We start from the raw sequence: 20,348 nt of genomic DNA, 5'->3' as shown, positions 1-20,348 counted from the left end.
GTGTAAAACACTAATCTCCACTCTGGTCTCCAATGTCATCATTGGCAGTGCCTTAAAACTGCCATTTTTACCCTAGGTGGGTCAGATTTACATCGGCAGGTGGGCCAGTTTTACATCGGTAGCGACAGCTGGTGATGCTGTTAGCGTTTCTCTGGCCTTCGGACACGCCCCAGTATCCGGTTGAACGCCCGGCTACACCTTCTACCGAAACAGGAAAAGACGGGCCCATGCAGGCGGATATTTATGATAACAATCCGCCGCCTTCTCAGCAGTCCGCGCAAACCCAAACCCCGCCGAAAAGCGATTCACAAGGCACATGGCGCAGTTATACCGTCGCATCGGGTCAAACGCTGGCGCAGCTGTTTCGCGATAATAGCTTACCGGTAAATGATGTGTTTGCTATGGCGCGCGTGGAAGGTAGCGATCAGCCGCTAAGTGCATTACAGAGTGGACAGCAGGTGAAGATTCGGCAGGACGCGCAAGGTGTGGTGACAGGATTAACCGTCGTTAGCGCAAATGGCCCGGTGTTATTTACCCGTCAGCCGGATGGCAGTTTTATCCGCGCGCAATAAACAAAAACGCCGGCACAGGCCGGCGTTTCTGCATTGCTCAGTAATAAATTACCCAGCAACTACATTCACGATCAATTTCGCGAATACTTCGCTGTGAACCTGGAAGGTCACTTCGTGCTCACCTGTGGTGCGCAGAACGCCGTTCGGCAGACGAACTTCGCTCTTAGCCACTTCAACGCCAGCTGCAGTTACAGCGTCAGCGATGTCGCGAGTACCGATGGAACCGAACAGTTTACCTTCATCGCCTGCTTTAGACGTGAGGGTAACGGTGCCCAGTGCATTGATTTTCTCTGCGCGTGCATTAGCTGCAGTCAGAACGTCAGCCAGTTTGGCTTCCAGTTCTGCACGACGTGCTTCGAAGAATTCAACGTTTTTCTTAGTAGCAGGAACAGCTTTACCCTGTGGAACCAGGAAGTTACGCGCGTAGCCCGCTTTAACGTTAACCTGATCACCCAGGCTGCCCAGGTTTGCTACTTTATCAAGCAGAATAACTTGCATTACCTTATCCTCTTAAAGTCGTTATGGACAGCGGCCGATTACTGATGACGATCAGTGTACGGCAGCAGAGACAGGTAACGCGCGCGCTTGATAGCACGAGCCAGCTGACGCTGGTATTTTGCACGAGTACCGGTGATACGGCTTGGAACAATCTTGCCGCTTTCAGTGATGTAGTTTTTCAGCGTTGCGATATCTTTATAATCGATCTCTTGAACGCCTTCCGCGGTGAAACGGCAGAACTTGCGACGACGGAAATAACGTGCCATTTGGCTAGTCTCCAGAATCTATCAATTCAATCTGCTCGGCATGTAACACCATTTTACTCTGACCATTGCGCGCCTGATGGCAGCTAATAAAGCCTTCGAGAATGAGTTGCGTGCCGACCGTTATATGTTGAGTAATCACCTGATGGGTGCTGCCGCTGATAATCACCGGCATCCGACACCAGGCTTGCCGGTGAAATCCGGCCTCCTCCTGCACTGAGCGGTGCTCAAGCACAAACTGACAGTGAGGAATTCCTGACGGGCTAATTTTTCGAACCGGCGTCTTGCACACCGTGCCAGACAAGCGCAGCCGATTAACCGTCACGATGGATTACTCTTCAGAATCCCCAGCATCTGAGTCATCAGCGGATTCGTTAGCAAAATCTTCGCGGCGCTCACGACGCTCATCTTTCGCTTTAACCATCGGTGATGCTTCAGTTACCGCGTTTTTAACGCGCATAATCATGCTACGGATAACGGCGTCGTTGAAGCGGAAGTTCGTTTCCAGCTCGTCGATAACTTCCTGCGGCGCTTCAACGTTCAGCAGAACGTAGTGCGCTTTATGCAGTTTGTTGATCGGGTAAGCCAGCTGACGGCGGCCCCAGTCTTCCAAACGGTGGATCGTGCCCTGTGCACCAGTGATAGCACCAGTGTAACGCTCGATCATGCCTGGAACCTGTTCGCTCTGGTCAGGATGGACCATAAATACGATTTCGTAATGACGCATCGAAATTGCTCCTTACGGATTATTCAGCCTCCTGTCTGGGTCAACCGCGGCCCGTGGAAGCAAGGAACGTTATAGGCAGTGCCCCACTTTTCATGAGTCACAACCTGAGAATGCGGCTGAAAAATTGACGCGTAATCATACTGATGTCCCCCGTTAAACTCAAGCGCACATTTCATTAAATCGGATGCGCCGTGCCAGATACCGGTGCTTTTTGTGCTAACGCTGAAAATACAAAGGATTGTGGGCAACTTGTTCAAAAATGCTGATAAAAACGTTCAGGACGGCGAGCTAGCGACATACTGACCAGCCACTAAACTTTAACTCAGACGTCGCTGACGTCTGATCAGAGTGTGTTCCCTGTAATGAGGAGTCGGGCATGAAAGCGTTCGTCATCGCCACTTTACTGGGTCTCTTCCTGTCTCCACCCGCTCTTGCCAGCCATGCTGACTGTGCGCAGCAGATGAGAAGTAACAGTAGCAAAGCGGCTTCAGGCTATATTTACGTTAACCGACTGGATGCGCCGGACAATCGCCACGCCAGCAGCAATAACGCGGCGGAACGGCAATCAAACCCGTGGTAATGCTCTTAACGTAACGGGCTGGCTGTGTGCTGCCAGCCCGTTACGTTTACAGTTGATGCTTAAAGAAACTCACCAGAGCAGTCAGGCCGGAAGGGGTAATTTTGTGGCCAATGTGCTTTTCGGACAGCGAGGTCAGATGGGCGTCCAGCCCTTGCTCACGCAGCACTTTGTCGAGCCGTGTCGTTTCGGCAAAAGGCACTACTTCATCCGCTTCGCCATGCCACAGCAGCAGCGGACGATTAGCCAGCTTTTCTAACTGAGCGCAAGGATCGTAACTGGCCAGCGGTGCCATACGCTCGGCAAACTGCGTCTTTTGTTCAGGCGTACGCGCCACCAGCGGCGGAAAAAGCGTATGGCTGAGCTGCATAAAATAGCCTGACCCCATCATACAGGCGACGCTGTGAATCTGTGGATAGCGCACCATCGCCCCGAGCGCCGTCATGCCGCCCATTGATGCGCCAGCAACCGCGAAGCGTTCATCAGCAATCAGATCTTTCTCGCGCAGTGCCGCTTCAAGCAGCGGGACTTCATCAATATTCTGTTTCAGAATGTCCCAGAAATGACTCAGACGGTATTCTGCATTCCCGCTATAGCGCGCGCCGTGCATATTCGCATCTGGCATCACCGCACGAAAGCCAGCCTGGGCTAATGCCACAGCAAAATAGGCATACACTTCTTTTGATGAGGTAAAACCGTGGTAAAACAGCACGGTCGGTAGCCTGGCGTGACGCTGACCCGTGGGCGTCGCGTGAATGCATTCGATACCAGCCAGCGTTTCCGTGGTGAGTTCAATCATGTTCCCTCCTGAGTGAAGTTCAAAACCTGCCAGTCAAGTGTACGTTCTGTCGATGGAAATGCGAGCCGGTTCACATTTTGATGGAATAATCATCACGCTACGCTTTTCCTGCTGTCTGCCGTTGATGTTGTATCCGCCTGATTTGATGCGGAGGTCAGTGATGAAGCCACTCTCGCTCCACGGCCTGACATCTGACGTTGCTGTGGAAGTACAGACACTGGCGCAGGCAGCCAAAGAGAGGGTCTGCTTGCAACTCCATCAGCATGGTTGCTACAGGCCATATCCTGGCGGCGCAATCGCGCGAAGCGATGACGCACATTGCGACCCATAGTGAGCAGGTTCAGGCATCAAGAAAGTTTAACGTTATCGCATAGCAACTGGCGTTGGGAATTGACCAGCAGATAGGTCATAAATCAAACCAGCCAGGCTGCATCAGAGCAGCGATTGAGTGGCACCCGCAGAAAGCACTGCGCAAATCCTGCGTCAAGCGGGTCACCCTTTAACGCAGCCAGCATTTTTACCTTAAGTTGTGCTCGCTATCGGGACAGTAGCATACACTCAGATCATCGTCCCGATTAAGGATTCGCCATGCGTTACGCTTTTTTTCTGGCTGTAAGTCTGCTGCTCAGCGGCTGTTCGGCCTTTCAGACCACGCCGGAAGCCCCACCGGCACCAACTCGCCATTCGCAGGAAATTACGCGTGCGCAAACCTATGGCTTGCCGAAAATGGGCACCCTTAGCGTCAGCGTGCGCGGTTCGCCGGATGATGCGGAACGTGAAATTGCCGCGCGAGCGAACCAGGCTGGCGCGGTTTACTATCAATTTGTAATGATAGATGAAACGGTGATGCCCGGTTTATGGTACGCCACGGCGACGTTATATGGTGCGTTACCCGCCGCTCGCACGCAGCAGTAAACGGTTGGTCAGCGCGCTGTCTAAAGGCCGTGTTCCGCGCTGATCCAGCCACTGGCGACACCACGCATCCGCTATTGGCGGCTCAGCATATTTCAGCAGCTGCGCACCGGTTGCCAGTTGCAGCAGGTTCTGCGTAAGGTCACGCGCTTGCGTTTCCTGAGCTTTGCCCAATTTCAGCTTAAGTTGTCGCCAGCGCGCATCAAAGTGTCGGTTACTGCCTTTTACCGCATCGAACTCCTGATTCAGCATCTCAATAATGTCAGATTGCTTTGTCAGCACTCGCAGTACATCCAGGCACATCACATTGCCAGCGCCTTCCCAGATGCTATTGACCGGCATGTCACGATACAGCCGGGGCAGTTCGCTTCCTTCGCAATAGCCAATTCCGCCTAATGTCTCCATCGCTTCGGCGACAAACGGCATACCCGCTTTGCAAATGCCATATTTCGCGGCGGGCGTAAACAGGCGAGCAAACCTCACCTCGTGTTCCTGAGCAGGCTGTGACCAGGCTCGCGCACGCCCAGCGGTTCGGCTCGCGTGGTGTTGCTTATAACATCGCTGCCGCCCTGCTTTTCTGTCATCCCCATGCCAATGAGTAAACCACGCTTTTGCTCGCCGGGTTGCGCATGCGTGTCGTAACGATCGCTCAGCAGCGGATCGAACCAGCCTTCAAACGCGGCAGGAAGGTAAGTTTGTAATAAAGGGATCGCGGCATGCGTCATCGTCACCGGACAAAGCGTTCCGGCTTCCACTTGCGCATGGAGAATAAAGCGCGCCGCACGCGCCACGCTGGCACGTTCCCGTACATCTGGCTGCCAGGTGAGATTGTGCAAACGACTGGCGCAAACGCCCTGCATCAGTAAGTGCCATGCAGGATGAAAACGCACTTCATCTAAACGCGCACCACGTGCATCGTAACGCAGCAGTTCGGGTGGCTCGGCGTTAGCTAATCTTCCCAGCTCCAGCGATTCAGCGCTGCCAAGTTGCAAACCAACCGAAGCCAGCCATTCGCGATCCCATTCACCGCCTTCGCGTAACAGTGCTTCGCATAATGGCGTATCGGAAAGGAATAAATTGCTGTTGCTGAGGGGTTGCGGCTGATTAAATACGGTGTGGGTTGTCCAGGTCATAACCACTCCTCACGGAATTTACTCCCTAATTATGGGAGCGATGCGCAGTTATGCCTGGTACAGAAACTTTTTTGTGGCGGCGATCACGCCAACAGAAATTACAGGCTGCGCTGGCGCACCGCTTCAAACAGACAAACGCCGGTTGCCACCGACACGTTCAGCGAAGAAACGCTACCCGCCATGGGAATGCTGATTAGCTCATCGCAGTGTTCACGCGTTAGGCGGCGCATACCTTCACCTTCAGCGCCCATCACCAGTGCCATTGGACCAGTCATTTTGCTTTGATACAGGGTATGATCGGCTTCGCCGGCGGTTCCCACCACCCAAATATTGTACTCCTGCAACAAACGCAACGTACGCGCCAGGTTGGTAACGCGAATTAACGGCACATTTTCTGCGGCACCACTGGCGACTTTTTTCGCCGTTGCATTGAGCGTGGCGGAGCGATCTTTCGGTACGATGACCGCATGCACGCCTGCCGCATCGGCGCTACGCAAACAGGCGCCAAGATTGTGGGGATCGGTAACGCCATCCAGCACCAGTAAAAATGGTTTTTCCAGGCTGTGTAGCAAATCCGGCAGATCGCCTTCCTGATACTGACGACCCGGCTTGACGCGAGCCACGATGCCCTGATGCACACCCCCTTCAACCTGGCTGTCGAGCCATTGACGGTTTGCCAGTTGAATGACGATTCCCTGAGCTTCCAGCGCGGTTACCAGCGGTTGCAGGCGACGATCGTCGCGGCCTTTGAGAATAAAGACTTCCTGGAAACGTTGTGGATCGCGTTCCAGCAGCGCCTGCACGGCATGGATACCAAAAATTATTTCGCTCATCGATCTGCTCAGTGGTTAGAAATGAATGGATGATAAACCGCCCTCGCTCAAGCGAGAAAGGGCAGAGGCACACGTCAGGCAGGCTTCGCCTTCTTCGCGGCGCGCTTAGCCTTAGTGGCGGCGGCGATTTTACGGGTTTTCTCCGAGACTTTTTTACTTTTTTTCTCGTTCCTGGCAGTGGCAGGCTTTTTCTTGTCACTGCGGAAAGCCGAATCCGGCTCGAAGTTGGTTTTTTTACTGGCTTCACGGCGACGCTTCGGCGGCGCCTTCCCTTCCCGTTTTGTTCGATCGCGTGCGGTTTTACCTGCGCCACGCGGCTGACGCGCGCTGGAAATCAACGCGAAGTCAATTTTGCGTTCGTCCATGTGCACGGCCTCAACACGCACTTCTACCGCATCGCCCAGGCGATAAGTCCGACCGCCGGATTCGCCGATCAAACGCTGCCCAACGGGGTCAAAACGATAGTAATCATTATCCAGCGTTGAGACATGGACCAGGCCATCAATGAAGAGATCGTTGAGGCGCACAAAGAAGCCAAAACCGGTCACGCTGGAAATCACACCATTAAAGACGTTACCGACCTGGTCCTGCATAAAGTCACATTTCAGCCAGTCCGCAACGTCGCGTGTCGCTTCGTCTGCGCGACGCTCAGTTAAGGAACAGTGCTGGCCCAGCTGCAACATTTGTTGCATATCGTAGTGATAACCGCCGGTTTCGGTGGTCAGCCCTTTCACTTCGCCCCGCTCTTTTGCCAGCAGATATTTAATGGCGCGGTGCAGCAGTAAGTCCGGGTAACGGCGAATTGGCGAGGTAAAGTGAGCGTAAGACGCCAGCGCCAGGCCGAAGTGTCCCCGGTTTTCTGGATCGTAAACCGCCTGTTTCATTGAACGCAGCAGCATGGTTTGCAGCATTTCCGCATCCGGGCGATCGGCCACCTCGGTTAACAAGTCAGCGTAATCAATGGGTTGCGGTTTATTTCCACCCGACAGGCTCAGTCCCAGCTCGTTTAATACGGTGCGGAAACCTTTAATGCTGTCGTCGCTGGGGCGATCGTGATCGCGGAATAGCGCAGGTTCTTCATTTTTCTCAACGAAACGCGCGGAGGCGATATTCGCCAAAATCATACATTCTTCGATCAGCTTGTGCGCATCGTTGCGTGAAGTACGCTCTACACGTTCGATACGGCGCTCGGCATTAAAGATAAACCGGGCTTCTTCCGTTTCGAACGAGATGCCGCCGCGCTCTTCACGTGCCGCTTCCAGCGCCTTATACATGTTGTGTAGCTCTTCCAGTTCTTTTACCCGCGGCGCGTATTGCTCACGCAGTTCCGGGTTGCCCTGAAGAATATTCCACACTTTGGTGTAAGTCAGACGCGCATGGGAATTCATTACCGCTTCGTAATGCTTAAAGCCGGTCAGTTTGCCTTTCGCCGAGACCGTCATTTCACACACCATACAGAGTCGATCAACCTGTGGATTTAGCGAACATAGCCCGTTGGAGAGCACTTCTGGCAGCATCGGCACAACTTGCGAAGGGAAGTAAACCGAGGTTCCACGCTGGTGCGCCTCATTATCCAGCGGGGTGCCTGGACGCACGTAATAGCTCACATCGGCGATCGCCACCCATAAACGCCAGCCGCCGCCGCGCTTTTTCTCACAGTAAACAGCATCATCAAAATCACGCGCATCTTCGCCATCAATGGTGACTAAAGGCAGCTGACGCAAATCAACGCGGCCTGCTTTCGCTTCTTCTGGCACGACTTCGCTGAGCCTGCTGACCTGCTGCTCAACTTCTGGCGGCCAGCTGTGAGGGATTTCATGGGTGCGCAGTGCCATATCGACGGCAAGGCTGGTTCCCATATCATCGCCAAGGATTTCGGCTATTTTACCAATGGCTTTGGTACGACGCGTCGGGCGCTGCATCAGCTCAACCACGACCACCGAGCCCATACGGGCATTCATGGTTTCTTCTGGCGGGATAAGAATATCGAAACTCAGGCGACTATCGTCTGGCACAACAAAACCGGCCCCTGCATCGGTGAAGTAGCGACCGACAATTTGATTATTACGCGGTTCCTGTACGCGAACCACACGCGCTTCGCGACGCCCCTTGCGATCGGCACCTAAAGGCTGAGCAAGAATGACATCGCCATGCATGCAGAACTTCATCTGTTCAGCGGAAAGGTACAAATCATCTTTTTGGCCTTCTGCGCGCAGAAAACTATATCCGTCACGGTGGCCGATTACTTTGCCACGCAGCAAATCAAGGCGTTCAGGCAGCGCATAACACTGACGGCGAGTAAACACTAACTGCCCATCACGTTCCATAGCGCGTAGTCGGCGACGCAGTGCTTCTAAATGTTCTTCTTCCTGCAAATTCATTTCTTGTGCCAGCTCATCGCGGCTGGCTGGTTTTTCACGTTTTTCTAGCAGCGCCAGAATAAATTCCCGACTTGGAATAGGATTTTCGTATTTTTCAGCTTCTCTATCCTGATAAGGATCTTTTGACATAGCGGTTCCTCCGATGTCATTTAATATTTATTGCCACCGGCGGTTCGGACAATATGATTTCATATAAAGGGGTATTACCTTCGACAAGATCCGCCAGTGTGTAGCCATCCAGTTCCCGTAAAAACAACTGCACCGCATCGTTAAGTACTTTCTTTAAACGGCAAGCTGGCGTAATAGAACATGCGCCACAATCTACTAATTGTAGCGGCTCCATTTTGCGGACGACTTCACCCAGAATGATTTGCCGGGCATGCATGCCAAGACGAATACCGCCATTTTTCCCGCGTGTTGTCGCCACAAAACCCGCACGGCTTAACTGGTTGATTATTTTGACCATATGGTTGCGCGACACGCCGTAAATATCGCTTACCTCGGTAATACTTGTCAGTTTGCCTTCAGGCAAGGTCGCCATGTAGATCAAGGCGCGCAGACCATAATCAGTAAAACTTGTCAGCTGCACGTTTACCTCGGTGAAGCATCATAAGTGACATAGATTCGCTCGCCTCGCGAAGGATTTCGCTGTGAAACCGGTTCACTACATAATTACGTAAGATGATAAACCAGAGTCCGAACGGCTGTGTGTTTTTTTAAACCAGAAGGCGATTTGGTAAGCGAAAGGTAGATGAATGGTCAAAGAGCGGGTTAGCAAAAAGGCCGGACATTGGCCGGCCTTTGCGTGATTAAGCGTCAAACGGATCGCGCAAAATCATCGTCTCACTGCGATCAGGGCCGGTTGAAATAATATCAATCGGAACGCCGGTTACATCTTCAATACGTTTGATGTAATCGCGAGCGGCCTGTGGCAAGCCTTCCAGCGTTTTTACGCCAAACGTGGTTTCGCTCCAGCCAGGCATCGTTTCATAGACTGGCTCAATGCCTTCCCAGTTTTCGGCCGCCAGCGGCGTAGTAGTGACTTCGCTACCATCCGGCATGCGGTAGGCAACACAGATCTTCACTTCTTTCAGACCATCCAGCACATCCAGTTTGGTCATACAGAAACCTGACAGCGAATTGATCTGAACGGCACGGCGTACAGCCACTGCGTCCAGCCAGCCAGTACGACGGCGGCGCCCTGTGGTTGCACCGAATTCGTTGCCTTGTTTGCACAGAAACTCACCCGTTTCGTCAAACAGCTCTGTCGGGAACGGGCCAGCACCAACGCGTGTGGAATAAGCTTTCACAATGCCCAGCACGTAGTCGACGTAACGTGGACCAATACCTGAACCGGTCGCAACGCCACCAGCCGTGGTATTCGATGACGTTACGTAGGGGTAAGTTCCGTGATCGATGTCCAGCAGCGTACCCTGTGCGCCTTCAAACATAATCAAATCGCCACGCTTACGCGCATTGTCCAGCAGTTCAGACACGTCAACGACCATGCTGGTCAGAATGTCGGCTACCGCCATCACATCGTTCAGCACTTTATCAAAATCGACCGCGTCTTCTTTGTAGTAATGCACCAGCTGGAAGTTGTAGTAATCCACCACTTCTTTGAGCTTGGCAGCGAAAGTGTCTTTATTGAACAGGTCGCCAACGCGCAGACCACGACGGGCAACTTTATCTTCGTAAGCTGGACCGATACCGCGCCCGGTCGTGCCGATTGCTTTCGCGCCACGCGCTTTTTCGCGCGCCAAATCCATCGCTACGTGATATTGCAGAATCAGCGGACAAGCTTCAGAAATAAGCAGACGTTCGCGTACCGGAATGCCACGCTCTTCCAGACCTTTCATCTCTTTCATTAACGCTTCAGGAGAGAGAACCACGCCATTACCAATGATGCTGGTAACGTTTTCGCGCAGGATGCCAGAAGGAATCAAATGGAGGACGGTTTTTTCACCGTTGATGACAAGTGTGTGGCCCGCATTGTGGCCGCCTTGATAACGCACAACGAAATTCGCGCGTTCAGTCAGAAGGTCTACAATCTTACCTTTACCTTCGTCACCCCATTGGGTGCCCAGTACGACGACGTTCTTACCCATTTCTCAAAATCACCGATTGCTTAAAAATGGATTCTACCATCTGATCCAACCGCTTTCAGCTCTTTTAGCATACGATTGCGCGCTTTTTTGCCTGCGTTTTGATCACTACAACATGTTGGGGGGAGCGCGCCTTAAAACCACTATTTAGGCGACAGGATGCCCGGTGTTAAACGTTGCCGCGCATCCGCAGCATACAATAAATCACAACTCCGGCGACCACTAAACCTCCACCAAAGCGATGCAGCAGGCGATCGGGCAGTTGCGCCATCGACTGAATTATACGTCGCCAGACGCGGGGCATAAACATCGGTCCCAGTCCTTCCAGCACTAAGACCAGAGCTAACGCCATCCAGACACTTGTATTCATTCTGATAATCCAAAAAAAGGCCGACAAAATTGTCGGCCCGTAGGTTATATCAGTTCTTATCGCGTTGCGTTAGAGGGCGCTTTCATATATCGGAAGAAGTCACTGTCTGGACTTAAAACCATGACATCCTGATTTTCACTGAAGCTGTTTTCATAGGCTCGCAGACTACGGATAAATGCGTAGAAGTCCGGGTCCTGACTAAATGCATTTGCAAAGAGTTTCGCCGCTTCAGCATCACCATCACCACGGGTAATCAATGCTTCACGCTGTGCTTCCGCGAGGGTACGCGTTACCTGATAATCGGCCTGAGCGCGCAGCTTTTCTGCCTCTTCCTGACCTTGTGAACGCTGGCTACGTGCCACCGCCTCACGTTCAGCACGCATACGATTGAAGATTGCGTCAGAAACTTCGGTCGGTAAGTTGATCTGCTTGATACGCACATCGACAACCTGAATACCTAACGCCGCCATACTGTTCGGGTTTGGCGCAGGTTCGCTGCTATTGGTTTCACGTTCAACCCGGGCTGCTGCACTGGCAATGGCGTCATCAGCCGCTGGCGTAGCGATTTCATCGTCATTGCCTGCGCTACCGGTATTCAACGCATCACGCACGTCGGTCGTTAATCGGCCACGGGAATCGGTAACGATGTCTTTTACATCCAGACGGCCCATTTCAGAACGCAAACGGTCACTGAACTTACGTTTTAGCAGCACTTCGGCTTGAGAAACGTCGCCGCCGCCTGTCGCCAGGTAATAACGGCTGAAATCACTGATGCGCCATTTGATATAAGAATCAACGATCAGGTCTTTTTTCTCTTTGGTTACAAAGCGATCGGCCTGGTTATCCATGGTCTGAATACGGGCATCCAAAGATTTAACCGTTTCGATAAACGGTACTTTGAAATGCAGGCCCGGCGCGTAAACCTGCGGCTTATTTTCATCATCACGCAATACTTTACCAAAGCGCAGCACGATGCCGCGCTGGCCTTCCTGCACCACAAAAAGTGACGCGTACAGTATCACCAGCACGACAATAACTAAAAATACTATGGGCTTACGCATCGATTACTCTCTCCCTTCGCGCTGGGTATCGTTGCGCAGAGCGTTTGCCCGGCGCTGATCCATGATGCTGTCTGGATTGTATGACGAACTGTTATTGCTACTGGCGCTGCGGTCAGAAAGCGGTGGCAACGTGGTAGTGGTGGTACTGCTACCCTTCTTACCGCTCTGTCCGGCAGAATCCATGCCACGCATCAGCTGATCCAGCGGCAACACCATCAGATTGTTACCACGATCGTTAACCAGTACTTTACGCGTATGACTCAGCACGCGTTCCATGGTTTCGATGTACAGACGCTCTTTAGTGATCTGGGGTGCCGCTTTATATTCCGGCAGAATTTTGGCAAAACGCGCGACTTCACCCTGCGCTTCCAGCACGGTGCGCTCTTTATACGCGCGCGCTTCTTCCAGAATACGCTGCGCCTGACCGTTAGCACGTGGCTGAACTTCATTGGCGTAAGCTTCCGCTTCGCGAACGTACTGTTCGCGGTTTTCACGCGCCGCAATGGCATCATCAAACGCAGACTTTACTTCTTCCGGCGGACGCGCAGCCTGGAAGTTGACATCCAGCACCGCGATGCCCATATCGTATGGCCGGATAGTTTCGTCGATTTCGCGTTGAGTGTCGCTACGCACTACGGTACGCCCTTCGGTCAGAATGCGGTCCATCGTTGAGCGGCCGATTACGCCGCGCAGGGCGCTATCTGTCGCCTGACGCAGACTGTCATCCGCGCTGGTTACCGCATACAGATAACGTTCTGGATCGGTTACGCGATACTGCACGTTCATTTCAACGCGCACGACGTTTTCATCAGAGGTTAGCATCACGCCTGACGCAGCCAGTTCACGTACCGCTTCTACGTTTACCGCACGCACCTGATCGATAAACGTCGGTTTCCAGTTCAGACCTGGCTCAACCAAATGGCTAAATTTGCCGAAACGGGTAACGACGCCGCGTTCCGCTTCTTTGATGGTGTAGAATCCGCTGGCGGCCCAGATAACCACAGCCGCAACAACGACAATGCCAACAATTTTGCCACCATTGCCAGAGCCGCGCTGCCCGTTGTCATTCTGTTTGCCACCGCCCAGTCCACCGAGCTTCTTGCTCAGCTTACGGAAGATATCATCCAGATCAGGTGGTCCTTTGTCTTGACCTCCTTTATTTCCCCCAGAGTTGCCGCCTTGATTATTGCTGCTTCCCCACGGGTCGCGGTCCTGTCCGTTATTTCCGGGCTGATTCCACGCCATGTTTCTACTCCATTTATTGTATTTGCGGCTTACCTGTCATCTTTCAGGCTGTAGTGGCGTTGGCGGCTTTTATCCGGTCGCTTACCAACGTAAGGTTCCGGGGGTGCGCTCAATTACCGCCTGGCTACAATCTGAAAGCTGGTAAGTTCGATTGGGCAATATCAAACAATGTAACTGGTCAGCGACGGTTCCTGTTTACATAAACGGCGCCAGTCAACGACTGGCATCCGAACGTGCAAACCCACACTGCCGTCTTCTTCGTTCCACTCTTTCTCAATCGCCTGCAACTGATAGAAACGGCTGCGCAAGCGCCCCGCTTCCGGTGGCAGACGTAAATCGTATTGGGCAATTTCACCCGACAGGCGCTCCGACAGCGCTTGCCACAATAAGGAAATCCCCTCACCAGTTTGGGCTGAAAGCCAAACACGAATGGGCACGTTTTCCTCATTGCGATCGATACGCGGCTCAAAATTGTCGAGCATATCGATCTTATTCATGATCAAAAGCTTGGGGATTTCGTCCGCTTCGATCTCTTCTAATACCGTATCCACTGCTTCGATATTTTCATTCAGCCGCACGTCTGCGCCATCAATCACGTGGAGCAGCAGTGTCGCCTGACGCGTTTCCTGCAGTGTGGCTTTAAACGCAGCAACTAAATCATGCGGTAGATGGCGAATAAATCCAACGGTATCAGCCAGCACCACTTCCCCCACATCGGCCACGTTAAGACGACGTAAGGTGGGATCGAGAGTCGCAAACAGTTGATTCGCCGCATAAACATTGGCAGACGTTATAGCGTTAAACAGCGTGGACTTTCCGGCGTTGGTGTAACCCACCAGCGAAACAGTCGGCACGTCGGCTTTGGCACGCGCCTGTCGTCCCTGTTCGCGCTGTTTTTCAACACGCTCAAGTCGGGAAAGAATTTGGCTAATGCGGCCACGTAATAAACGACGGTCCGTTTCTAGCTGTGTTTCACCTGGGCCACGCAGGCCAATACCGCCTTTCTGGCGTTCAAGGTGTGTCCAGCCTCGTACCAGGCGCGTAGAAAGGTGGCGCAACTGAGCCAACTCGACCTGTAATTTACCTTCGTGAGTGCGGGCTCGCTGGGCAAAAATGTCAAGGATTAAGCCAGTGCGATCAATCACACGGCATTCACAGAGACGCTCCAGGTTTCTTTCCTGAGCGGGTGTTAAGGCATGATCGAATAATACAACCGATGCTCCACTTGATTTCACCGCATCGGCAATTTCAACGGCCTTTCCTTCACCGACAAAATATTTTGGATGTGGCGCTTTACGACTGCCGGTGACGACTTGCAGTGCTTCCACGCCAGCAGAAGAAACCAGGGTTTCGAACTCCTGTAGATCTTCTATCTCTTTGTCTTGGGAGAACCAGATGTGTACCAGTACGGCCTGCTCACCGGCATCATAACGGTCAAACAAGCTATAACCTCGCTAAAAATAAAAGACCAGGACGGAAAACAGTTAACGCTTCCCGGTCCTGGCTGCACGGCGACGCCTTATTCTGCGTTATCACCGTCTTGTTGTGGCTGCGGCTGCGCAGATGGCGTGCTGCCGCTATGATGGTAATTATTGCTGCCACCGCCGGCGGTATTGTTGCTATGGTGAGAAACCGGGCGCGATGGAACAACAGTAGAAATGGCATGTTTATATACCATCTGGCTTACCGTGTTCTTCAATAAAATGACAAACTGATCAAATGATTCGATTTGACCTTGCAGCTTAATACCGTTAACCAAATAAATCGAAACCGGAACACGTTCACGACGCAATGCGTTCAAAAACGGGTCTTGTAATGATTGCCCCTTAGCCATTCTATCTTTTCCTTATATGCTTGTTGTTTGTTGCTTGTAGAACCTATAGTTCTGAAAAAACTGCGTAAAAATTTGCGCACGATACCCCATCAATTGTACACAATCACCCATGCTTCGCACTAAGAACCTGTAACACCGCATCACGCGCTAACTGGGGCTTGTCACTGTCTAACCAGTGAACGTTTTCCCAACCGCGTAACCACGTCATTTGGCGCTTAGCGAGTTGCCGGGTTGCGCAAATTCCCCGATAAACCATCTCGTTGTAATCGATTTCGCCAGCCAAATAAGACCACATCTGACGATAGCCCACACAACGAATGGAAGGCATATCCGTATGCAAATCACCTCGTGCAAACAGGGCCCGAGACTCCGCTTCAAATCCTGACGCTAACATCTGCTCAAAACGCAACGCGATGTGCTGGTGTAACAGTTCGCGGCTCGCGGGGGCGATGGCAAACTGATACACGTCGTAGGGTAACGCTTCGCCGGACGTTTTTGTCAGTTCCGTTAAAGTTTTACCCGAAATAAAAAAAACTTCCAGTGCTCGCGAAAGTCTCTGCGGATCATTCGGATGAATACGACTGCCGGCAACGGGATCGATTTCATACAGTTGGCGGTGTAAGGCTTCCCACCCTTTATCGCGCGCCATTTTCTCTATCCGCTGACGAACGTCAGGATCGGCCGAGGGCAACGGCGACAATCCTTCAAGTAACGCCTTGAAGTAGAGCATAGTTCCACCAACAAGCAACGGAATACGTCCACTTTGAACGATATCCGCCATTTCTGCTAACGCATCGCGACGAAACTCCGCAGCCGAATAAACTTCTGCGGGATCGCGGATGTCCAACAAACGATGGGGAGCCAGCGCTAACTCTTCAGCCGACGGTTTCGCCGTGCCAATATCCATCTGACGATAGATTAAGGCAGAATCTACGCTGATAAGTTCCACTGGCAGCTGCTTTCGCAGTGCAATCGCTAAAGCAGTCTTGCCTGAAGCGGTGGGTCCCATCAAAAAAATAGCCTTGGGCCGGCCAGCCTGGTTTAGTTCACTCATGCTTCAACGCGTTAATCGCGCTCTCAATCTCTAGGGCCTGCAACAAGCCTGAAGGCGGCGATTTCAATAGCTGCGGACAAAGCCGTTCCAGCTCAGCCACCAAAGTAATCGCCTGCGAGTGATTCCAGTTTTGCGCCTCTCGGTCTTCACGTCGAGCCAGCCATTGGGCCAGCTGCGTCGCGGAGGGCGTTTGCTGTCGAGCTAAATAGCCTAACAGTTCAGGAATCAAGATTTGTAAATTTTGTGTTCGTAATGGTAAAGGCACCGCGCGCAGGATCAGGTGGTCTCCCTCTGCCTGTAAATCGATGCCCATCTGACTGAGCAGGCTGGTATTTTCCTGCGCGGTTACGCGCTCAGGCCCGGCAATTTTTAGCCGAACAGGGATCAATAGCGGCTGTGGTTTTAATCCGGTTTCGCCGGGCTGCAATTGCGCCTGCTTCAGCCAGCGTGATGCGATCGGCAAGGCCATTAACAATAGGTTTTCACCCTGCTCCAGCAGCGCGTACTGGTTCTGCAATACGGTTAACAGGCGACCAAAGCTTTGAGCATGTGCGGCTAACGGCGGCTCTTTTGCCGCAGGGCGTGGAGCGGGCTCAGCTGCGCTGGCCTGCGGTGTTTTCAACAGATGTTGATAAACGGCGCCTTCCCGCTTGCTGTAAGTGTTTTCCTTTGCCTGCCAGGCCGGTAGCGCGGACGCGCCGTCACTGCGACGCGCTGCCGGTTGAGCAAAGTGATTGCCGCCCGCCGCCTGGCGGTTTTCCGGCTGCCAGCGTGGCGCAAGTTCTTCGGCATGCAGCGTAGTTGACAAAGCCGTCGCGCTTGCCTGCAATACGCTCATCACACCTTGATAGATAAAGTCATGTACCAGCCGCGACTGATGAAAGCGAACTTCATGTTTGGCCGGATGCACATTCACATCCACCTGATGCGGATCGATCTCCAGATAAAGTACATAGGCTGGTTGCTGATCGTCCTGCAACTGGGTCTGAAAAGCCTGACGAATAGCATGATTAATCAATTTGTCGCGCATCATGCGGCCATTAACGTAGCAATATTGTAAGTCGCTGACCTGACGTGAACCGCTGGGATCGACTACCCAACCACGTAAACCGAGACCGTCATGTTGCCAGTCAATACGCAAGGCATGCTGCATAAATGCAGTGCCGCAAATGGCGCCTAAGCGACGCTCGCGCTGTTTTTCGTCACTCACTGCACGATACTGGCGCATTAATTTACCGTTGTGGCTGAGCGAAATAGCCACGTCAAAACGCGCCAGCGCAATGCGACGAATAACTTCATCAATATGAGTAAATTCCGTTTTTTCAGTGCGCATGAATTTGCGACGTGCCGGCGTGTTATAAAACAGATCGAGCACTTCTAGCGTAGTACCACAAGGATGCGCCGCCGGTTTCACCGTCACATCCATATCACGCCCTTCTGCATACGCTTGCCAGGCTTCGTTTTGCCCGGCGGTACGCGACGTCAACGTCAAACGCGACACCGAGCTGATACTGGCCAACGCTTCTCCGCGGAAACCGAGGCTCATAATGGCTTCGAGATCATCCAGTGAAGCGATTTTACTGGTGGCATGACGCGCCAGTGCCATCGCCAGTTCTGCCTTGTGGATGCCACAGCCGTTGTCACGAATACGGATTAGCCTGGCACCGCCCTTCTCAATCTCTACATCAATGCGGGTCGCTCCGGCATCGAGGCTGTTTTCCACCAGCTCTTTTACAACCGATGCAGGACGTTCAACCACTTCGCCCGCTGCAATCTGATTGGCCAGTTGCGGGGGTAAAATTTGAATCGACATAGTGGTTATCCTTCTAGCTGGCGGCCCGGCGTACTGGCCGGGTAAACAGTCAGGACGCTGGAATCTTCAGATTTTGGCCTAACATCGCGTTGGTTGATTTCAGGTTATTCGCCTGCATAATCGCTTTTGCACTGACGCCGTAATGCGCCGCAATGCCGGTGAGCGAATCTCCCCGTACCACTTTATGGCGCACCGGACTTCGCGATGCCGTCACGCGACTGGCAGCGGCACTGGCCGGCACTTTCAGGCGTTGTCCCACCCAGACCACATCACGTTTCAGGCGATTCATTTCACGTAATGTTGCCATGCTGACGCCATATTTAGCGGCGATTCCGGAAAGCGTTTCACCGCGAGTCACCGTATGTCGTTGGGTGGCGCCTGTATATTGTGTCACGCCCGTTGCCGGATGACTGGTGACGCTAATCGCTGGCTGCGAACCGGCTGGCCGGTTTTCCTCCTTTGGGACCGATTGTAGCGGGTGCGCCAGAAAATAAGTGCGCAGACCTTTATAGATCGACTGTGCAATTTTTTCCTGGTGTGCGCTACTGCCAAGCAGTCGCTCCTCCGAGGTGTTACTGATAAATCCGGTTTCCACTAATAGCGAAGGAATATCCGGTGAACGAAGCACGCCAAGGCTGGCATGCTCAGGAAGACGTTTATGCAGCGATGCGACGCCACGCAGCTGCTGCAAAACTTTCAGCGCAATGTCATAGCCGACACGCTGTGAATGACCGAATTGCAGATCAAGTACCGCCTGACTGAGATAGGGATCGGCCTGGCTGTTCGCCAGCAAATCACCGGCCCCGCCCAGTAACTCAGACTGTTTCTCTTTCTGTTCCAGCCAGTTGGCCATTTCGCTGTTGGCGCGACGATTCGATAATACCCACACCGAGGCCCCCGTCGCGGCATGGCTGGGGGCAGCATCGGCGTGAACCGAAACCAGCACGTTGGCATTGGCCTTACGCGCCACGTCAGAACGACCCATCACCGAAATAAAATAGTCACCGTCACGCGTGAGCACCCCTTTGAACATTGGATCGTTGTTCAGCAAAACTTTCAGCTTGCGGGCAATCGCAATAGTGACGTTTTTCTCTTTCAAACCGTTTTGGCCTATCGCGCCAGGATCCTGACCACCGTGTCCGGCATCAATCGCCACAATCACCGTATCGTTGCGATTTAACGGGGTGCCAGGTCGCACAGTGTTTGTTGTGCTGGTCACTGCGGTGACCGGATTCGCATTAAAAGGATTGCTGGCCGCGGCGCTTTGTGTCGGAACGCGGGAAGGCGCGCTGCGTGCAGCCGGGCGCGTACCCCGAATGGTAAATACCACCTTATAACTATTGCCGCTGCGCTGGGTCACTGCGCGCGTTTTCCCTGACTGAGTTAGCTCAAATACCAGACGCACGCTCTGCTTATCTTTTGGTGTGCTGGTGCGAATGCGTTTAACAATGTTTTCACCGCTGAAATTAAGCGGCAATCCCTGAATCACGCCGCTTTGGCGAATATCCAGTACGACGCGCTCGGGGTTATGCAGCGGGAAAAAACCATAAACTGGCTGACCGGCAAAGCTCAGCGTAATCATTGCCTGGCTATCGCCGTTCGCGACTTTAATATCGGAAAGACTGGCGGCAAACAGGGGTGTGGCGATCAGCATTAAGAGCGTTATCAGCGCAATTTTCATCCGTGACATCATGCCGGGTTCCTGCCTTGCTCAATCTGTTCAATCCATGTCTGGCCCAGCGGTGATTGCGCGATCAGCTCAGCTTCTCGTGCGGTATCCACATAACGTAACGTTAGCGCCAGATCCGGTGACGGTAGAAAGCCAGCGCCCTGTTGCGGCCATTCCACCAGGCAAATTGCGTCCTGGGTGAAATAATCACGAATGCCCATAAATTCAAGCTCTTCGGGGTCGGCGAGGCGATAAAGGTCAAAGTGGTAAAGCGATCGATCGCCCACGGTATAAGGCTCAACCAGCGTGTAAGTAGGGCTTTTGACATTGCCCTGATGGCCTAACGCCTGCAAAAAACCGCGGCTAAAGGTCGTTTTACCCGCGCCGAGATCGCCATACAGATAGATTACCGCCGCGCTGTGACAGGCGCGCGCCAGTTGTGCGCCCAGAATGAGCGTCGCTACCTCGTCGGGCAGAGAAATAACACAGGTTTTCATGCTTC

At 52.9% G+C, this 20,348-nt stretch carries 20 protein-coding genes and 2 pseudogenes; 3 read left to right on the top strand and 19 right to left on the bottom strand.

The window, feature by feature from the left end; all coding sequences use genetic code 11:
* Positions 1 to 128 precede the first annotated feature (128 nt).
* Positions 129 to 572 (top strand): annotated as a pseudogene (locus H2P46_RS14690) (LysM-like peptidoglycan-binding domain-containing protein); the annotation flags it as partial.
* Between the two features lie 48 nt (positions 573 to 620).
* On the opposite strand, the gene rplI reads toward H2P46_RS14690, so the two are convergent.
* Genes rplI through rpsF form a run of 4 tightly spaced genes read right to left on the bottom strand, consistent with a single transcriptional unit; the run spans position 621 to position 2,060 of the window.
* Positions 621 to 1,070 (bottom strand): 50S ribosomal protein L9, encoded by a 450-nt coding sequence (gene rplI, locus H2P46_RS14685; RefSeq protein ID WP_193405714.1) that lies wholly within the window; start codon positions 1,068 to 1,070, stop codon positions 621 to 623.
* A gap of 38 nt (positions 1,071 to 1,108) precedes the next feature.
* Positions 1,109 to 1,336 carry a 30S ribosomal protein S18 gene (gene rpsR, locus H2P46_RS14680; protein WP_000135199.1) on the bottom strand — a complete coding sequence of 76 codons (228 nt, stop codon included), beginning with the start codon at positions 1,334 to 1,336 and terminating at the stop codon, positions 1,109 to 1,111.
* A 4-nt stretch (positions 1,337 to 1,340) separates the two neighbouring features.
* Positions 1,341 to 1,658, bottom strand: a complete 318-nt coding sequence (priB, locus tag H2P46_RS14675) for a primosomal replication protein N (RefSeq protein ID WP_193405713.1) — start codon at positions 1,656 to 1,658, stop codon at positions 1,341 to 1,343.
* A gap of 6 nt (positions 1,659 to 1,664) precedes the next feature.
* Complete coding sequence (gene rpsF / locus H2P46_RS14670) at positions 1,665 to 2,060, bottom strand: 30S ribosomal protein S6 (protein WP_193405712.1); 396 nt, start codon at positions 2,058 to 2,060, stop codon at positions 1,665 to 1,667.
* Between the two features lie 376 nt (positions 2,061 to 2,436).
* On the opposite strand from rpsF, the gene H2P46_RS14665 reads away from it, so the two are divergent.
* Positions 2,437 to 2,640, top strand: coding sequence for a hypothetical protein (locus H2P46_RS14665; RefSeq protein WP_193405711.1), 204 nt, complete (start codon positions 2,437 to 2,439; stop codon positions 2,638 to 2,640).
* 46 nt (positions 2,641 to 2,686) lie between these two features.
* Here H2P46_RS14665 and yjfP read toward each other — a convergent pair whose 3' ends face one another.
* On the bottom strand, positions 2,687 to 3,436 hold the full coding sequence (gene yjfP / locus H2P46_RS14660) for an esterase (protein WP_193405710.1): 750 nt from the start codon (positions 3,434 to 3,436) through the stop codon (positions 2,687 to 2,689).
* Between the two features lie 588 nt (positions 3,437 to 4,024).
* Here yjfP and bsmA point away from each other — a divergent pair.
* Positions 4,025 to 4,351: a biofilm peroxide resistance protein BsmA gene (gene bsmA, locus H2P46_RS14655; RefSeq protein WP_193405709.1), complete on the top strand. Its 327-nt coding sequence runs from the start codon at positions 4,025 to 4,027 to the stop codon at positions 4,349 to 4,351.
* Here bsmA and H2P46_RS14650 read toward each other — a convergent pair.
* The 14 genes and pseudogenes from H2P46_RS14650 to tsaE all read right to left on the bottom strand — a co-directional run bounded on the left by H2P46_RS14650 (position 4,325) and on the right by tsaE (position 20,343).
* A pseudogene (locus H2P46_RS14650) lies at positions 4,325 to 5,481 on the bottom strand (acyl-CoA dehydrogenase family protein). The gene bsmA and the pseudogene H2P46_RS14650 overlap by 27 nt on opposite strands.
* A gap of 98 nt (positions 5,482 to 5,579) precedes the next feature.
* Positions 5,580 to 6,314 carry a 23S rRNA (guanosine(2251)-2'-O)-methyltransferase RlmB gene (gene rlmB, locus H2P46_RS14645; protein ID WP_193405708.1) on the bottom strand — a complete coding sequence of 245 codons (735 nt, stop codon included), beginning with the start codon at positions 6,312 to 6,314 and terminating at the stop codon, positions 5,580 to 5,582.
* A 74-nt stretch (positions 6,315 to 6,388) separates the two neighbouring features.
* On the bottom strand, positions 6,389 to 8,824 hold the full coding sequence (rnr, locus tag H2P46_RS14640; RefSeq protein WP_193405707.1) for a ribonuclease R: 2,436 nt from the start codon (positions 8,822 to 8,824) through the stop codon (positions 6,389 to 6,391).
* A gap of 16 nt (positions 8,825 to 8,840) precedes the next feature.
* The gene (gene nsrR, locus H2P46_RS14635) at positions 8,841 to 9,284 is read right to left on the bottom strand and encodes a nitric oxide-sensing transcriptional repressor NsrR (RefSeq protein ID WP_193405706.1); all 444 of its coding nucleotides are present in this window, start codon (positions 9,282 to 9,284) and stop codon (positions 8,841 to 8,843) included.
* A 220-nt stretch (positions 9,285 to 9,504) separates the two neighbouring features.
* Positions 9,505 to 10,803, bottom strand: a complete 1,299-nt coding sequence (locus tag H2P46_RS14630) for an adenylosuccinate synthase (RefSeq protein WP_193405705.1) — start codon at positions 10,801 to 10,803, stop codon at positions 9,505 to 9,507.
* Positions 10,804 to 10,969: 166 nt separating this feature from the next.
* Complete coding sequence (locus H2P46_RS14625; protein ID WP_193405704.1) at positions 10,970 to 11,170, bottom strand: DUF2065 domain-containing protein; 201 nt, start codon at positions 11,168 to 11,170, stop codon at positions 10,970 to 10,972.
* Between the two features lie 56 nt (positions 11,171 to 11,226).
* The gene (hflC, locus tag H2P46_RS14620; protein ID WP_193405703.1) at positions 11,227 to 12,231 is read right to left on the bottom strand and encodes a protease modulator HflC; all 1,005 of its coding nucleotides are present in this window, start codon (positions 12,229 to 12,231) and stop codon (positions 11,227 to 11,229) included.
* A gap of 3 nt (positions 12,232 to 12,234) precedes the next feature.
* The gene (gene hflK / locus H2P46_RS14615; protein WP_193405702.1) at positions 12,235 to 13,476 is read right to left on the bottom strand and encodes an FtsH protease activity modulator HflK; all 1,242 of its coding nucleotides are present in this window, start codon (positions 13,474 to 13,476) and stop codon (positions 12,235 to 12,237) included.
* Between the two features lie 161 nt (positions 13,477 to 13,637).
* A complete protein-coding gene (gene hflX, locus H2P46_RS14610) occupies positions 13,638 to 14,918 on the bottom strand; it encodes a ribosome rescue GTPase HflX (RefSeq protein WP_193405701.1) in 1,281 nt (426 codons plus the stop codon).
* Positions 14,919 to 14,995: 77 nt separating this feature from the next.
* On the bottom strand, positions 14,996 to 15,310 hold the full coding sequence (gene hfq / locus H2P46_RS14605) for an RNA chaperone Hfq (protein WP_193405700.1): 315 nt from the start codon (positions 15,308 to 15,310) through the stop codon (positions 14,996 to 14,998).
* Between the two features lie 103 nt (positions 15,311 to 15,413).
* Positions 15,414 to 16,364, bottom strand: a complete 951-nt coding sequence (miaA, locus tag H2P46_RS14600; protein WP_193405699.1) for a tRNA (adenosine(37)-N6)-dimethylallyltransferase MiaA — start codon at positions 16,362 to 16,364, stop codon at positions 15,414 to 15,416.
* On the bottom strand, positions 16,357 to 18,177 hold the full coding sequence (gene mutL, locus H2P46_RS14595) for a DNA mismatch repair endonuclease MutL (RefSeq protein ID WP_193405698.1): 1,821 nt from the start codon (positions 18,175 to 18,177) through the stop codon (positions 16,357 to 16,359). Before mutL ends, miaA begins: the two co-directional genes overlap by 8 nt.
* 49 nt (positions 18,178 to 18,226) lie before the next feature.
* Positions 18,227 to 19,870, bottom strand: coding sequence for an N-acetylmuramoyl-L-alanine amidase AmiB (gene amiB / locus H2P46_RS14590; protein ID WP_193405697.1), 1,644 nt, complete (start codon positions 19,868 to 19,870; stop codon positions 18,227 to 18,229).
* On the bottom strand, positions 19,867 to 20,343 hold the full coding sequence (gene tsaE / locus H2P46_RS14585; RefSeq protein WP_193405696.1) for a tRNA (adenosine(37)-N6)-threonylcarbamoyltransferase complex ATPase subunit type 1 TsaE: 477 nt from the start codon (positions 20,341 to 20,343) through the stop codon (positions 19,867 to 19,869). Before tsaE ends, amiB begins: the two co-directional genes overlap by 4 nt.
* Positions 20,344 to 20,348: the final 5 nt, after the last annotated feature.

Source organism: Mixta mediterraneensis, assembly GCF_014946725.1.
Classification (GTDB): Bacteria; Pseudomonadota; Gammaproteobacteria; order Enterobacterales; family Enterobacteriaceae; genus Pantoea; species Pantoea mediterraneensis.
The sequence above is the reverse complement of the archived record's forward strand: the minus strand, read 5'-3'. Positions and strand labels throughout refer to the sequence as shown.

What these genes read in the sequence shown, in the direction of transcription:
- rplI (WP_193405714.1), bottom strand. Translation starts at nt 1,070, where the DNA reads ATGCAAGTTATTCTGCTTGATAAAGTAGCAAACCTGGGCAGCCTGGGT.
- rpsR (WP_000135199.1), bottom strand. Translation starts at nt 1,336, where the DNA reads ATGGCACGTTATTTCCGTCGTCGCAAGTTCTGCCGTTTCACCGCGGAA.
- rpsF (WP_193405712.1), bottom strand. Translation starts at nt 2,060, where the DNA reads ATGCGTCATTACGAAATCGTATTTATGGTCCATCCTGACCAGAGCGAA.
- H2P46_RS14665 (WP_193405711.1), top strand. Translation starts at nt 2,437, where the DNA reads ATGAAAGCGTTCGTCATCGCCACTTTACTGGGTCTCTTCCTGTCTCCA.
- yjfP (WP_193405710.1), bottom strand. Translation starts at nt 3,436, where the DNA reads ATGATTGAACTCACCACGGAAACGCTGGCTGGTATCGAATGCATTCAC.
- bsmA (WP_193405709.1), top strand. Translation starts at nt 4,025, where the DNA reads ATGCGTTACGCTTTTTTTCTGGCTGTAAGTCTGCTGCTCAGCGGCTGT.
- rlmB (WP_193405708.1), bottom strand. Translation starts at nt 6,314, where the DNA reads ATGAGCGAAATAATTTTTGGTATCCATGCCGTGCAGGCGCTGCTGGAA.
- rnr (WP_193405707.1), bottom strand. Translation starts at nt 8,824, where the DNA reads ATGTCAAAAGATCCTTATCAGGATAGAGAAGCTGAAAAATACGAAAAT.
- H2P46_RS14630 (WP_193405705.1), bottom strand. Translation starts at nt 10,803, where the DNA reads ATGGGTAAGAACGTCGTCGTACTGGGCACCCAATGGGGTGACGAAGGT.
- H2P46_RS14625 (WP_193405704.1), bottom strand. Translation starts at nt 11,170, where the DNA reads ATGAATACAAGTGTCTGGATGGCGTTAGCTCTGGTCTTAGTGCTGGAA.
- hflC (WP_193405703.1), bottom strand. Translation starts at nt 12,231, where the DNA reads ATGCGTAAGCCCATAGTATTTTTAGTTATTGTCGTGCTGGTGATACTG.
- hflK (WP_193405702.1), bottom strand. Translation starts at nt 13,476, where the DNA reads ATGGCGTGGAATCAGCCCGGAAATAACGGACAGGACCGCGACCCGTGG.
- hfq (WP_193405700.1), bottom strand. Translation starts at nt 15,310, where the DNA reads ATGGCTAAGGGGCAATCATTACAAGACCCGTTTTTGAACGCATTGCGT.
- miaA (WP_193405699.1), bottom strand. Translation starts at nt 16,364, where the DNA reads ATGAGTGAACTAAACCAGGCTGGCCGGCCCAAGGCTATTTTTTTGATG.
- mutL (WP_193405698.1), bottom strand. Translation starts at nt 18,177, where the DNA reads ATGTCGATTCAAATTTTACCCCCGCAACTGGCCAATCAGATTGCAGCG.
- amiB (WP_193405697.1), bottom strand. Translation starts at nt 19,870, where the DNA reads ATGATGTCACGGATGAAAATTGCGCTGATAACGCTCTTAATGCTGATC.
- tsaE (WP_193405696.1), bottom strand. Translation starts at nt 20,343, where the DNA reads ATGAAAACCTGTGTTATTTCTCTGCCCGACGAGGTAGCGACGCTCATT.